The organism is Halorubrum tebenquichense DSM 14210 (genome assembly GCF_000337415.1).
Classification (GTDB): Archaea; Halobacteriota; Halobacteria; order Halobacteriales; family Haloferacaceae; genus Halorubrum; species Halorubrum tebenquichense.
On record NZ_AOJD01000085.1, the window covers coordinates 1 to 13,274 of the forward strand.

Consider the following 13,274-nt stretch of genomic DNA (forward strand, 5'->3'; position numbering starts at 1 on the left):
CAGAGATGTGTATAAGAGACAGAACGTTCACTCGGTGGCGACTCAACCGTGTCCCTTTTTCCGCCCCTACGCCGAACGCGGCGGTATGCGCAACGCCAAGATCGTCTGTACGATCGGTCCCGCCTCGGACGACCGGGACACGATCCGCGGCCTCGCGGATGCGGGGATGTCCGTCGTCCGGCTCAACGCCAGCCACGGAACGACCGACCACCGGGAGACGGTGATCGAGCGCGCCCGCGCCGTCGACGACGAGATCGACGACCCCCTCGCGGTGATGGTCGACCTGAAGGGTCCAGAGGTCCGGACCGCCGAGATCGACGAGCCGATCCACCTCGCGAAGGGGTCGGAAGTGACCTTCGAGGAGGGCGACGACGCCACCCCCGAGCGCGTCGGGCTCACGCACTCCATCGCCGCGGCCGGCCCGGGCGACACGATCCTCTTAGACGACGGCCGGATCGAGTGCCGCGTCGAGCGCGTCGACGGCGAGTCCGTGGTCGCGACCGTCCGCTCCGGCGGAGAGCTGGGGTCGCGGAAGGGCGTGAACCTCCCGGGCGTCGCCATCGACGTCGACCTGATCACCCCCGAGGACGAGGCCGAACTCGACCTCGCGGCGCGGACCGACGCGGACTTCGTCGCCGCCTCCTTCGTCCGCGACGCCGACGACGTGTACCAGATCGCCGACGAACTGGAGGCCCGCGGCGGCGACGACATCCCGATCGTCGCCAAGATCGAGCGCGCCGGCGCGGTCGAGAACCTGGAGGGGATCGTCGACGCCGCCGACGGCGTGATGGTCGCCCGCGGCGACCTCGGCGTCGAGTGCCCGCTGGAGGACGTGCCCGTCATTCAAAAGCGGATCATCCGCACCTGCGTCAACGAGGGCGTGCCCGTCATCACCGCGACGGAGATGCTCGACTCGATGGTCTCCTCGCGGCGGCCGACCCGCGCGGAGGCCTCCGACGTGGCCAATGCCGTCCTCGACGGCACGGACGCCGTGATGCTCTCCGGCGAGACCGCGGTCGGCGAGGACCCCGTGAACGTCGTCGAGACGATGGACCGGATCGTCCGGCAGGTCGAGTCCAGCGACGAGTACGCGGAGACGCGCGAACAGCGCGTCCCGACCGCGGACGAGGGGTCGCGCACGGAGGCGCTGGCGCGCTCGGCGCGCTACCTCGCGCGCGACATCGGCGCGTCGACGGTCGTCGCCGTCTCCGAGTCGGGCTTCACCGCGCGCAAGACCGCCATGTTCCGGCCGGGCGTCCCGGTCGTGGCGACGACGCCGAGCGACCGCGTCCGCCGACAGCTCGCGCTCTCGTGGGGCGTCCGCCCCGTGTTGACCGAGTACGCGGACGACATGGAGGGAATCCTCGACAACGCGGTCGACGCCGCGCTCGACCGCGGCGGGGCCGCGTCCGGGGACACGCTCGTCGTCCTCTCGGGGATGCTCACCGAGTTCGAGGGGACGAACACGACGAACACCCTGAAGGTCCACGTCGCCGCCGAGACGCTCGTGACCGGCAAGGCGGTCGTCGCCGGCCGCGTCGCCGCGCCGGTCCACCGGACCGAGGACGGCGACATCGACGCGCTGCCGGACGGGTCGGTGGTCGCGATCGGCTCCGACTTCGACGGGGAGTTCTCCGGGGACCTCGACCGGATCGCCGGCATCGTCGACGCCCGCGAGGGGATGACCGGCTACCCGGCCGTCGTCGCCCGGGAGCTCGGCGTCCCGATGGTCTCCGGCGCTCGCCTGCCCGAGTCGGTCGTCGACGGGACCACGGTGACCGTCGACGGGGAGCGCGGCGTCGTGTACGACGGCGACGTGATCGCCGCCGCCCGGGAGCGGTAACCCCCGGCCTCGCGCCGGCGCGCGTCGACCGCCCGCCAGCCATTTATTACGGAACCGCCTACGTGCGTCCATGAGCGACGAATCCGGCGACGGTGCCCGCGACGAGGGGCCGGCCGCCGACGCCGGCGACGGTGCCCGCGACGACGCCCCGGTCTCCGGCGACGGGAGTCGGGCCAACGACGCCGGCGACGGGACTCCCGGCGACGCCGAGGGCGACGGGGGAGAGTGGCGCTTCTCGGTCGACGAGGTCGGGCCGGACGGCGTCACCGAGGACACCGCCACGCCGGAGAGCGAGCCGATAGAGCCGGGGGACGTCACCCTCGAACACGCGGTCTTCGTCGTCCTCGGCGTGGCGCTCACGGTCGGCGTCTTGGTCGTCGGGTTCTGAGCGCGGCCGGCGCGGTCGCGCACACCGCACCACCGCTTCGGGCCGCGACGGCGCGCACCACCACTTATCAGGCCGCGGCCGTAGGACCGAACATGGACGCGCTCGCACAGGCCGGCCTCCTCTCGCCGGACACTCTCCCGCTCCTGCTTTTGACCGCGGGACTGCTCCTCTCGATGGCGGAGGCGCTGGCTCCCGGAGCGAACTTCATCGTCGTCGGCATCGCGCTCATCGGGGCCGGGCTCGGGGGGCTGCTCCTGACCTCGCTCGGGGTCGCCGGCGCGCTCCTCACGCTCTTCATGGCGGTCCTCACGCTGGCGTTCGGTGCGGCCGCCTTCTACGGCTACCACGAGTTCGACCTCTACGGCGGCAAGGGACAGCAACAGACCAGCGACAGCGACTCGCTGAAGGGGAAGACGGGGACAGTCACGGAGCGGGTGACCCCCACGGGCGGCGAGGTGAAACTCGCCGGCGGCGGCTTCAACCCTCACTACTCCGCCCGGTCGATGGACGGCGAGATCGAGGAGGGCGAGGAGGTGATGGTCGTCGACCCCGGCGGGGGCAACGTCGTCACCGTGGAGTCGATGGGGTACGTCGAGGACGACATCGACCGCGAACTCGCGGCCGACCGCGCCCGGAAGGCGGCGGACGAGGCCGAGGCGGGAGAGTCGGAGAAAAGCGACGCCGGCCCGGAGACCGAACTGGAGCGGGAGTGACGCGGGCGGACGATTGCGCCGCGGCGCGCACCGCCGAGAAAAAAGCACTTGCCGCTCGCGGCGGATCGCCCGGCCATGCCCTCCCCGTTCGCCCGCCTCTCGCGACCGGTCGGCGGCCTGCTCGACCGCGTCCGCGACGGCTTCGAATCGCCCCGGGCCACGTCGGTCGCCGTCGCGACCCTCGTGGTCGTCACGATCGGCGTCACGCTCGGGATCGTCGCGCTCGGCGGGGTCTTCGACGCGACAGTCGACCAGCAGGTCACCGTCGACAACCCGGACCGCCCCCCCGAGTCGACCTGCGAGACGTTCGGTGACGACCCCGACTCCGTGTTCGGCGAGCGGTGCGACGAGCCGGCGCGGGTCGAGGTCGACGCCGGGGCGGAGCTCCGCGACGCCGCGGACGGCTATCTCCACTACGGCCTGATCGGCGTGCCGGTCTGGTGGGGGATCTTCGCGCTCGCGCTCCACATCGGCGCGCGCGTCGCCGGCGGGGAGGGGTCCGTCGGCGACTCCTTCCTGATCGCCGGCTGGGCGCTCGTCGGCGAACTGCTCCGGGTGATCGCCGGCCTCGCGGCGATCTGGTTCGCCCTCTCGAACGCGGCGATAACGGGGTCGACGTTCGAGGCGCTCGCGGAGCAGATAGTCGCCGCGCTCGCGACCACGACCGGCCCCCTGCTCGTCGCGTCCGCAGTCGCGATAGCGGTCCAGTGGGCGATCGTCGTCGGCGGGCTGGAGGCCCGCCACGACCTCGGTCGCGGGGCGGCGGCGGGCGTGGCGACGGTTTTCGCCGCGGTCGCCCTCCTGCTCGCCGCGCCCGCGAACTTCGGGAGTTTTTAAGCCGACGGCGCTCCCCGTTCCGACATGATCCTGTCGGACGCGGACATCCTCGACCGGCTCGCGGAGGGCGACCTCGCGATCGAGCCGCTCGACGACGTCGATCAGCAGGTCCAGCCCGCCAGCGTGGACCTGCGGCTCGGCGAGCGGTTCCTGGAGTTCCAGCGCACCAACATCCCGTGTATCCACCCGACGGACGCGGGCGAGGTGAGCGAGTACGTCACCGAGACGACGGTCCCCGAGGGCGACGAGTTCATCCTCCACCCCGGCGACTTCGTCCTCGGGACGACCGCCGAGCGCGTCGCGATCCCGGACGACCTCGTCGCCCACGTCGAGGGGCGGTCGTCGCTCGGGCGGCTCGCGATCGTCGTCCACGCGACCGCGGGGCTGTGCGATCCGGGTTACGAGGGCCAGATCACGCTCGAACTGTCGAACCTCGGGACCGCTCCCGTGGCGCTCTCGCCGGGCATGCGCGTGTCGCAGCTCACTTTCACGGAGCTGAAACGGCCCGCCGAGCGCCCGTACGGTGCCGAGCGGGGATCCAAGTATCAGGGACAGGACGGCCCGCAGGCGTCGCGGATCGGCGACGATCCGGAGTTCGCGGCGGAGGGAGACGAGTCCGGCGGCGGGGAGGAGACCGCCGCGGGGGAAGAGCCATGAGGTTCATCGAGGAGGTCGTCGTCGACGAGTTCCTCCCGACCGTCCGCTCGATGCTCGCGGAGGACCTCCGCGACCGCGGGTTCACACAGTTGGAGGTCGCCGACGCGCTCGGCATCTCCCAGTCGGCGGTCTCGAAGTACGCCGCGGGCGACGTGGCCAGACACGACCGGATCGTCGCCGACGAGCGCGTACGCGACCTCGTCGAGCGGGTGGGCGAGGGGCTGGNGTCTCGAAGTACGCCGCGGGCGACGTGGCCAGACACGACCGGATCGTCGCCGACGAGCGCGTACGCGACCTCGTCGAGCGGGTGGGCGAGGGGCTGGCGAGCGGCGATCTCACGCCGGTCGGCGCGCTCGTCGAAATCGAGGTGCTGATCCGGCAGTTGGAGGAGGGCGACCTGCTCGCGGACCTCCACGAGGAGGCGATGCCCGCGCTCGCCGACGCCGACGTGGAGTTCTCCGTCCACGACCCCGACAGCGGCCTCCGCGAGCGCGAGCGGGTCCTCACGTCGGTCCGGCGCGGACTGCGGACCCTGACGAACGCCTCCGGGTTCGCCGGGCTGATCCCGAACGTCGGCGCGAACGTCGCGGAGTGCCTCGCCGACGCCGCCACGGTGGACGACGTGGCCGCGGTCCCCGGCCGGCTCGTCGACGTGAAGGGGCGGGCGATGGTCCCCGGCGAGCCGGAGTTCGGCGTGAGCGAACACGTCGCGACGGTGCTGCTCGCGGCGCGCGAGGGGGACGCTGCCGTCCGCGGCGCGGTCAACCTCCGGTACGACCCCGAGACCGTCGAGGCGCTCGCCGCCGACCACCCGACCGTCGAGTTCGACGCGGAGCGGCCGACCCGGGAGGCGGTCGCGGGCGCGGTCTCGGCGGCCGATCTCCCGGCGGACGCGGACGCGCTCGTGGCGTACCAGACCGGGGCGGTCGGCGTCGAGCCGATCGTCTACGTCCTCGCGCCCACCGCGGCCGAGGCGGCGCGGATCGTCCGCGGCCTGCTGTGAGCCGCCGACACGGGTGCTTTTATTTTCCGCGGCGGCGAACGACCGGGCGTGACGCGACATCGGCGGCCCGGGATGCGGATGCGTTCCTTCTAGCGACGGGTGGACCCGTCGCGTCGGCGGCGACCGGTAACGCGGTCGGCGGCGGCGCGGCGACGAAGCCCGTCGCCTCCCCGTAGCGCCCGGGCCGCCGACGAGACGCAGGCGCGACCGCCCGCCACACGCGACCGAGAAGCGTCGACGCGCACGGAACCGCCGACGCGCACGGAACCGCCGACGCGCACGGAACCGCCGACGCGAGCGGTGTCGAACCGACGCGAGCGGGACGCTCCGCGCGGCCCCGAACCAGCGGGCTTTAGACCCGATCGACCGACACACGACATACACACCACATGAGCCACGACGACTTCCCCACCGACCGCCCCGCGGTGGTGACCTGTGGACTGCCGTACGCCAACGGCGACCTCCACATCGGTCACCTCCGCACCTACGTGGGCGGCGACGTGTACAGCCGCGCGCTCGACCGACTCGGCCAGGAGACCGCGTTCGTCTCCGGCTCCGACATGCACGGCACGCCCGTCGCGGTCAACGCCGAACAGGAGGGCGTCTCCCCCGAGGACTTCGCGCTCGACTGGCACGAGCGCTACGCCGAGACGTTCCCGAAGTTCAACGTCGAGTTCGACAACTACGGCCACACCCACGACGAGACGAACACGGAACTGACGCAGGATCTGGTCCGCGACCTCGACGAGGCCGGTCACCTCTACGAGAAGGAGATCATGGTCGCGTACGACCCCGTCGACGACCAGTACCTCCCGGACCGGTACGTCGAGGGGACCTGTCCGTACTGCGGCGCGCACGCCCGCGGCGACGAGTGCGACGAGGGGTGTCAGCGCCACCTCGAACCCGGCGAGATCGAGGACCCCGAGTCGACGATCACCGGCAACCCCGCGGAGTACCGCGAGCGCACCCACGAGTTCTTCGCGGTCTCCGAGTTCGCCGACTACCTCTCGGAGTTCCTCGACCGGCTCGAAGGGACCTCGAACGCCCGGAACCAGCCCCGCGAGTGGATCGAGCAGGGGCTTCAGGACTGGTGTATCACCCGCGACATGGACTGGGGGATCGACTACCCCGGCGACGACGGGGAGCAGGATCTCGTCTTATACGTCTGGGTCGACGCCCCGATCGAGTACATCGCCTCGACGAAACAGCACTCCGAGCGCGTCGGGTCCGACGCCTTCGACTGGGAGACCGCCTGGAAGGAGGGCGTGAGCGACGAGTTCCCCGAGGGCGGGGAGATCGTTCACGTGATCGGCCGCGACATCATCCAACACCACACGATCTTCTGGCCCGCGATGCTGGAGGCGACCGACCACGCGGAGCCGCGCGCGGTGATGGCCAGCGGCTTCGTCACGCTCGACGGGAAGGGGTTCTCGACGAGCCGCGACCGCGCGGTCTGGGCCGACGAGTACCTCGACGAGGGGTTCCACCCCGACCCGCTGCGCTACTACCTCGCCACCAACGGCGGGTTCCAGCAGGACGTGGACTTCTCGTGGGACAAGTTCGCCGAGCGCGTCAACACCGAACTGGTGGGGACCGTCGGCAACTTCCTCTACCGCTCCCTGCTCTTCGCTCACCGGAACTACGAGGACGGGCCCGACGCCGACGCCCCCAGCGACGACGTGGCGGCGCGGATCGACGAGGCGGTCGAGGACGTGACCGCCGCGGTCAACGACTACTCCGTCCGGGCGCTCGGCGACGCCGTCACCGACCTCGCCCGCTTCGGCAACGAGTACATCCAGCGCAACGAGCCGTGGAAGCTCGTCGACGAGGAGCCCGACGAGGCCGAGCAGGTCATCTACGACTGCGTCGCGCTCGCGAAGGCCATCGCCGTCCTCTTCGAGCCGCTGGCCCCCGAGAAGAGCGAGCGGCTCTGGGACCAGCTCGGCGAGCCCGGCTCCGTCCACGACGCGACGGTCGAGGCGGCCGGCGAGGCCCCCGCGGGCGACCTGAGCGAGCCGACCGAGCTGTTCGAACAGATCGAAGACGAGCGCGTCGAGGCGCTCAACGAGAAGCTCGACGCCCGCGTCGCCGAGTCCGAGGACGACGGCGGCGACGGCGACAGCGATGACGATGACGACGGCAGCGACGACGCGAACGACGACGCATCCGACGACGCCGACATGACCGACATCGAACCCCTCAGCGACGACCGCATCAGCTTCGACGAGTTCCAGGAGTTGGACGTCCGGGTCGGCCGGATCGAGGAGGCCGACGGGATCGACGGGGCCGACGACCTCGTGAAGCTCACCGTCGACCTCGGCGCGGAGACCCGGACGATCGTCGCGGGACTCAAGCAGCTCCACGACGTCGACGACCTGCCGGACACGAAGGTGATCGTCCTCGCGAACATGGAGAAGGCGGAGCTGTTCGGCGTCGAGTCGAACGGGATGGTGCTGGCCGCCGGCGAGGAGGCCGACCTCCTCACCACCTACGAGGACGCCGGACCGGGCACGAAGGTGAAGTGAGGCCGCGGTCCGTCGCGGCGCGGTCGGCTGCGGCGCGGTTTCTCGAAGTTTTATCGGGTTGACGTGTGAACCGGAGACCGACATGCCCCTCCTTCCCCGCCGGTTCGAGGCGCTGTCGTTTCCGGCGCAGGTGATCCTCCTCGCGGTCGTGTTCGACCCGATCGGGTTCGGGGCGGGCTACCTGCTCGCGCCCGAATTCGGCATGGAGCCGCTCATCGGCGGCGTCTACGGGCTCGTCGCCGCGAGCCTCCCGCTGTCGATGCTCGTGATGCGCGAGGCGAACCGATAGTGCGGTCGCGGTGCGGTCGACCGCGGACTCGCCTTCTCAGGCGTCCAGCACTTCGATCAGGTTCCCCTCCGGGTCCCTGACGAACAGGACCGTCGTCCCGCTCGACGTGGTCCGCGGCGGGCTCAGCGTCTCCACGTCGTCTGCGAGGCCCGCGTAGAACGCCTCGACGTCGTCGACGGTCAGCCCGAGGTGGGTCGCGCCCAGGCGGTTCAGTTCGGGGTCCGCACCCGCCTCGCCCGCCGGCTCGTAGGCGACGAGTTCGACGATCGCGTCGCCGGCGTCGAGGTGGGCGAACTCGGCGGACGCGCCCTCGACGGCGACCGCCTCCGCGAAGGCGTCGCCGCCGACGGAGAACTCGGCGACGACGTCGAGGTCGAACGTCTCGGCGTAGAAGTCGACGGCGCGGTCGAGGTCGTCGACGGTGACCCCGACGTGGTGCGCGGTTGGGTCTGTCACGGCGGATCGGTCGACGACCGGCGCAAAAACCGTGTCGACAGGCGTCGAGCGCGAAGCGGGACGGGGAAGTCCGAACCCACCCGGACGCGGTGGCGCGCGCCTGCGAGCGGTCGCCGCAGGCGACCGCGAGTCAGCACGCGCGAGGGACGCCGCGAACGCCCGCAAGGGCGTGAGCGGCGAGGCTGGGGAGGCGTGAGGCTGCGGGCGCGGTGCGGGGCTTCGGTAGTGTCGGTCACGACCCCGGTTCCGTAGTGGCTGGTGGCGAGCGATTCGAGCCCCTCCACTTCCGATACGCCTGAATCGAGGTCGTAAACGTATCGGACCGAAACGACCAACCCGGATCCGGACGACACGTCGCACATGCACGTGGTCGTCAACGCCGCCCAGAGCGTCGACGGGAAGCTCGCCACCCGCCGCCGGGAACAGCTCCGGATCTCGGGGCCGGAGGACTTCGACCGGGTCGACCGGGTCAGGGCGGCCGCGGACGCGGTCCTCGTCGGCGTCGGGACCGTCCTCGCGGACGACCCGCACCTCACGCTCGACGAGGAGGACCGCCGGGTCGAGCGCCTGCGGGTCGGGCGGTCCGGGGACCCCGCCCGCGTCGTGGTCGACTCCACCGGCCGGACGCCGACCGACGCCCGGATATTGGACGACGAGGCGACGACGTACCTGCTCGTCTCGGAGGCGACCGACCGGGAGCGACGGGAGGCGCTCGCCGACGCGGGCGCGGAGGTGATCATCGCCGGGGAGGAGCGCGTCGACGTCGCGGTCGGGGTCGAGCGGCTCGCGGACCGCGGCGTCGACCGGCTGATGGTCGAGGGGGGCGGCGAGGTGATCTTCTCGTGTTTCGAGGCCGGGGTGGTGGACGAACTCCACGTCTACGTCGGTTCGCTCGTGATCGGCGGCCGCGACGCGCCCACGCTGGCGGACGGGGCGGGGTTCACAGAGGGGTTCCCCGACCTGACGCTCACCGACGCGGAGCGGCTCGACGACGGGGTCGTCCTCTCGTACGACGTCGGGGACGGCGACGGCTCGTAGGGGGGCCTCCCGGCCTCCTTCGCGGATCGTGTGAACTGTGACCACGAAATCCGACGGTACACGGTCCGTGACACCGGTGTACACGCAAATCACCGAAGTATTTATGTATCGCCCGGGGGTAGTTGCTGGTACCAGAACGCCTCTGGCGCTGGTGGAATCGCACGCTGAAATGAACGGGAGTTCTTGCAGACGGCCCGACGCACCACAGCGAGCGGTCGCTATCGCCGGAGCGGTGATGGAGAGATAACAAATGGTAACGAAAGAAGAAGTCATCGAGCAGTACGACGTGGAACCGATGGACGAGGCGGACAACGTGGACCTTTCTGAGGACGACTTGGACAACGGCTCCAAGGGGCAGCTCATCAAGCGCGCCGGTCAGCTGCGAGACCGACGCAACGAGCTGAACCAGATGGCCTCGGAGCGCGCCTCCAAGCGCGACGACCTCAACGCGAAGACGCGCGAGAAGGTCGACGAGGCCCAAGAACACCGCGAGAGCCGCGACGAGCTCAACGAGCAGGTCCAAGAGCACAAGGACAAGCGCAACGAGCTCAACGCCGAGGCCAACGAGCTGTTCGACGAGGTCGAGGAGCTCAAACAGGACCTCGAACTCGGCTCCGGCAAGTCCATCGAGGAGCTCGAAGAGGAGATCGAGGACCTGGAGTTCCGTCAGCAGACGGAGGTCCTCGACGCGGAAGACGAGCGCGAGCTGATCGAGAAGATCGACGACAAACGCGAGAAGCTCGCCGAGAAGAAGGAGAAGGTCGACGACACGAGCGAGCTCGACGAGCTCGTCGAGGAGGCCGAGGAGGTCCGCTCCGAGGCGTCCCAGCACCACCAGAAGGTGACGGAGCTCGCCGACAAGGCCCAGGAGCACCACAACCAGATGATCGAGGCCTACCGCGAGGCCGACGACATCCGCGACGAGGCCGACGAGATGCACGAGCTCTTCGTCGAGGCCCAGGAGGCGGCCGACCGCCACCACGAGGACTTCGTCCGCGTCCAGAAGCGCCTGCGCGAGCTCGACAAGAAGGAGGAGGAGGAGCGCCAGGACGAGCGTGCCGAGAAGCGCGAAGAGGAGAAGGAAGAGGCCGAGGAGATCTATCAGAAGTTCAAGGAGGGCGAGACGCTCGACACCGAGGACCTGATGAAGCTCCAGAAGACCGGCCTCCTGTAAGCCGGCGACTCCGGCGGTTCCGACGCGGTTTTCTGCGGTTTTTCTCACGCGATAGCGCCGCGACCGGCCACGGCTCCGCGCCGCCGCCAGCCACGGCTCCGCGCGGCGGCCGGCGGCCGATCGACGCGGCGACCGACCCCGGCCACGGCTTATAAGCGCGTGCGACGCCAACCGCCGGTATGGACGACGTGCCGACGAACGGACGGAAGGGGTTGCTCGCGGCCGCCGCGGTGGGCGCGGCGACGACGATCGCGGGCCGCGCGGCCCTCGCGCGGCTCACCGGCGGGCGGTTCGGTGACGCCGAGACGTACAACACCGCGAAGGTGACCGTGTCGGGACCGATCCGGCGGAGTCAGGGGCGGCCGTCGCCGCTGTCGGGACCGGGCGGCGCGACCGCGGACGACGTGGTCGAACAGATCGAGGCGGCCGACGAGGACGACGACGTCGAGGCGCTGCTCGTCGAGCTCAACACGCCGGGCGGCGAGGTCGTACCGAGCGACGACATCCGGCGGGCCGCCGCCGACTTCGACGGGCCGACGGTCGCGTACGCGACCGACACCTGCGCCTCGGGCGGCTACTGGATCGCGAGCGGCTGCGACGAGTTGTGGGCGCGCGAGGCGAGCCTCGTCGGCTCCATCGGCGTCGTCGGCTCGCGGCCGAACGCGAAGGGGCTGGCGGACAAGCTCGGGATCTCCTACGAGCAGTTCACGGCCGGCGAGTTCAAGGACGCCGGCGTCCCGCTGAAGGAGATCGAGGAGGACGAACGCGAGTACCTCCAGGGGATCATCGACGGCTACTACGAGCAGTTCGTCGAGACCGTGAGCGAGGGCCGCGACATGGACCCCGACGAGATCAGAGACACCGAAGCGCGCGTGTACCTCGGCGAGGACGCCGCCGAGATGGGCCTCGTCGACGAACTCGGCACCGAGGACGACGTCGAGGAGCGGCTCGCCGACCTGCTCGGCGCGGAGCCGGAGGTGCGCGAGTTCACCCCCGAGCGGGGGCTGGCCGAGCGGCTCGGGATCGGCGCGGAGCGCGTCGCGTTCGCGGCCGGAAGCGGCGTCGCGGGCGTGTTCGCCGACGACGGCGGCGACATCGACGTGGAACTGCGATAGCGACGGTCGAGGCGGGCGCGAGACCTCGGACGACGGACGGCGGACTTGGACGGACGACGGGGAGGATTTTTGTCCGGCCGCGGTGTGAGACGACACGTGACGACGCTGGTCATCTGCGTCGACCGGTCGGGGGCGATCGGTCGCGCCACCAACGTCCCGATGCCGGTCGCGGGCTGGGAGGCCGTCCGCTCGCTGGTGACGGACGCCGGCCTCGACGACCCCGAGGACGCCAGCGTGAACTGCCTGCTGGAGTCGCTGCGCGTGGCGCGCGACCTCCGAGACGAACGCGAGGAGTCGGTAGTGGCGGTCGTCTCCGCCGAGAGCGACACCCCGGTCGGGGCCGACCGGTCGATCGCGGCCCAACTCGACGACCTCGTGGAGCGGTACGACCCGCGGGCGGCGATCGTCGTCGTCGACTCCGCCGAGGACGAGCGCGTCCTCCCGGTCGTGGAGTCGCGGGTCCCCGTCGACTCGGTCGACCGCGTCGTCGTCCGACAGGCCCGCGACATCGAGTCCACCTACTACCTGCTCAAGCAGTTCCTCGCCGACGAGCAGCTCCGGTCGACGGTGTTGGTCCCCATCGGCGTCGCGCTCCTCCTGCTGCCGGTGCTTTTCGCCCGGTTCTCCGCCGGGGAGGCGATCGCGGGCGTCGCCGGCCTGCTCGGCGCGGCGCTTCTGTACAAGGGACTCGCGATCGACCGGCGAGTGGCGGGGATGCCCGAGCGCGTGCGCGAGGCGCTGTACGCCGGGCAGGTGTCGGTCGTGACGTACGTGGTCGCCGGCGGGCTGGCGCTGGTCGGCGGGTTCTTCGGGTTCCTCGCCGCGTCGGAGCTGAACGCCGGGTCGCCCCGCCTCGTCGAGGCCGTGGAGTTCGCCTTCGCGGCGGTCCCGTGGTTCGCGGTCGCCGGCGTGACCGCGGCCGTGGGGCGACTGCTCGACGAGCTGATCCGCGACGAGGGGATCCGGACGCCGTACCTCAACCTCCCGTTCGTCATCGCCGCGGTCGCCTTGGTCGTCCGCGGCTTCGCCGGCTACTTTCTCGCGCAGGAAGCGGTGCGGGACCCCCTGTCCGTCTACGGGATGGCGATGACCCCGGTCCAGCAGCTCGCGGCGTTCATCGTGAGCGGCATCGTCGTGTCGCTCGTCGGCGTCAAGGTCGCCAGCGACGTGGGCACGGAGACCCTCGAAGACGTCATCGACGCGGAGCGGGAGGCGGACGGGCGACGGGAGTGACGC

The 13,274-nt window shown here is 71.0% G+C and carries 12 protein-coding genes and 1 pseudogene; 12 read left to right on the forward strand and 1 reads right to left on the reverse strand.

Features of this window, described 5'->3' with window-relative positions; all coding sequences use genetic code 11:
* Positions 1 to 85: 85 nt before the first annotated feature.
* The 8 genes and pseudogenes from pyk (at position 86) to C472_RS15460 (ending at position 8,255) form a co-directional block, all read left to right on the forward strand.
* The gene (pyk, locus tag C472_RS15425; RefSeq protein ID WP_006630795.1) at positions 86 to 1,843 is read left to right on the forward strand and encodes a pyruvate kinase; all 1,758 of its coding nucleotides are present in this window, start codon (positions 86 to 88) and stop codon (positions 1,841 to 1,843) included.
* Positions 1,844 to 1,913: 70 nt separating this feature from the next.
* Positions 1,914 to 2,231, forward strand: a complete 318-nt coding sequence (locus C472_RS15430; RefSeq protein ID WP_006630796.1) for a DUF7312 domain-containing protein — start codon at positions 1,914 to 1,916, stop codon at positions 2,229 to 2,231.
* 92 nt (positions 2,232 to 2,323) lie between these two features.
* Positions 2,324 to 2,944 (forward strand): NfeD family protein, encoded by a 621-nt coding sequence (locus C472_RS15435; protein WP_006630797.1) that lies wholly within the window; start codon positions 2,324 to 2,326, stop codon positions 2,942 to 2,944.
* 75 nt (positions 2,945 to 3,019) lie between these two features.
* Complete coding sequence (locus C472_RS15440) at positions 3,020 to 3,781, forward strand: YIP1 family protein (RefSeq protein WP_006630798.1); 762 nt, start codon at positions 3,020 to 3,022, stop codon at positions 3,779 to 3,781.
* Between the two features lie 24 nt (positions 3,782 to 3,805).
* On the forward strand, positions 3,806 to 4,438 hold the full coding sequence (gene dcd, locus C472_RS15445; protein WP_006630799.1) for a dCTP deaminase: 633 nt from the start codon (positions 3,806 to 3,808) through the stop codon (positions 4,436 to 4,438).
* Positions 4,435 to 5,441: pseudogene (locus C472_RS15450) on the forward strand (thiamine-phosphate synthase family protein). The gene dcd and the pseudogene C472_RS15450 overlap by 4 nt, the downstream one beginning before the upstream one ends.
* Positions 5,442 to 5,830: 389 nt before the next feature.
* Positions 5,831 to 7,966, forward strand: coding sequence for a methionine--tRNA ligase (metG, locus tag C472_RS15455; RefSeq protein WP_006630800.1), 2,136 nt, complete (start codon positions 5,831 to 5,833; stop codon positions 7,964 to 7,966).
* 82 nt (positions 7,967 to 8,048) lie between these two features.
* Complete coding sequence (locus tag C472_RS15460) at positions 8,049 to 8,255, forward strand: hypothetical protein (protein WP_049906824.1); 207 nt, start codon at positions 8,049 to 8,051, stop codon at positions 8,253 to 8,255.
* A 36-nt stretch (positions 8,256 to 8,291) separates the two neighbouring features.
* Here C472_RS15460 and C472_RS15465 read toward each other — a convergent pair whose 3' ends face one another.
* Positions 8,292 to 8,711, reverse strand: a complete 420-nt coding sequence (locus C472_RS15465; protein WP_006630802.1) for a VOC family protein — start codon at positions 8,709 to 8,711, stop codon at positions 8,292 to 8,294.
* Positions 8,712 to 9,071: 360 nt separating this feature from the next.
* Here C472_RS15465 and C472_RS15470 point away from each other — a divergent pair, with 360 nt between their 5' ends.
* The 4 genes from C472_RS15470 (at position 9,072) to C472_RS15485 (ending at position 13,271) form a co-directional block, all read left to right on the forward strand.
* A complete protein-coding gene (locus C472_RS15470; RefSeq protein ID WP_006630803.1) occupies positions 9,072 to 9,749 on the forward strand; it encodes a 2,5-diamino-6-(ribosylamino)-4(3H)-pyrimidinone 5'-phosphate reductase in 678 nt (225 codons plus the stop codon).
* A gap of 250 nt (positions 9,750 to 9,999) precedes the next feature.
* A complete protein-coding gene (locus C472_RS15475; protein ID WP_006630804.1) occupies positions 10,000 to 10,923 on the forward strand; it encodes a coiled-coil protein in 924 nt (307 codons plus the stop codon).
* Between the two features lie 179 nt (positions 10,924 to 11,102).
* Positions 11,103 to 12,038 (forward strand): signal peptide peptidase SppA, encoded by a 936-nt coding sequence (gene sppA, locus C472_RS15480; protein ID WP_006630805.1) that lies wholly within the window; start codon positions 11,103 to 11,105, stop codon positions 12,036 to 12,038.
* 96 nt (positions 12,039 to 12,134) lie between these two features.
* Complete coding sequence (locus tag C472_RS15485) at positions 12,135 to 13,271, forward strand: DUF373 family protein (protein ID WP_006630806.1); 1,137 nt, start codon at positions 12,135 to 12,137, stop codon at positions 13,269 to 13,271.
* Positions 13,272 to 13,274 lie beyond the last annotated feature (3 nt).

Excerpts from the sequence above, each read along its gene's own strand:
- pyk (WP_006630795.1), top strand. The coding sequence starts at position 86 with ATGCGCAACGCCAAGATCGTCTGTACGATCGGTCCCGCCTCGGACGAC.
- C472_RS15430 (WP_006630796.1), top strand. The coding sequence starts at position 1,914 with ATGAGCGACGAATCCGGCGACGGTGCCCGCGACGAGGGGCCGGCCGCC.
- C472_RS15435 (WP_006630797.1), top strand. The coding sequence starts at position 2,324 with ATGGACGCGCTCGCACAGGCCGGCCTCCTCTCGCCGGACACTCTCCCG.
- C472_RS15440 (WP_006630798.1), top strand. The coding sequence starts at position 3,020 with ATGCCCTCCCCGTTCGCCCGCCTCTCGCGACCGGTCGGCGGCCTGCTC.
- dcd (WP_006630799.1), top strand. The coding sequence starts at position 3,806 with ATGATCCTGTCGGACGCGGACATCCTCGACCGGCTCGCGGAGGGCGAC.
- metG (WP_006630800.1), top strand. The coding sequence starts at position 5,831 with ATGAGCCACGACGACTTCCCCACCGACCGCCCCGCGGTGGTGACCTGT.
- C472_RS15460 (WP_049906824.1), top strand. The coding sequence starts at position 8,049 with ATGCCCCTCCTTCCCCGCCGGTTCGAGGCGCTGTCGTTTCCGGCGCAG.
- C472_RS15470 (WP_006630803.1), top strand. The coding sequence starts at position 9,072 with ATGCACGTGGTCGTCAACGCCGCCCAGAGCGTCGACGGGAAGCTCGCC.
- C472_RS15475 (WP_006630804.1), top strand. The coding sequence starts at position 10,000 with ATGGTAACGAAAGAAGAAGTCATCGAGCAGTACGACGTGGAACCGATG.
- sppA (WP_006630805.1), top strand. The coding sequence starts at position 11,103 with ATGGACGACGTGCCGACGAACGGACGGAAGGGGTTGCTCGCGGCCGCC.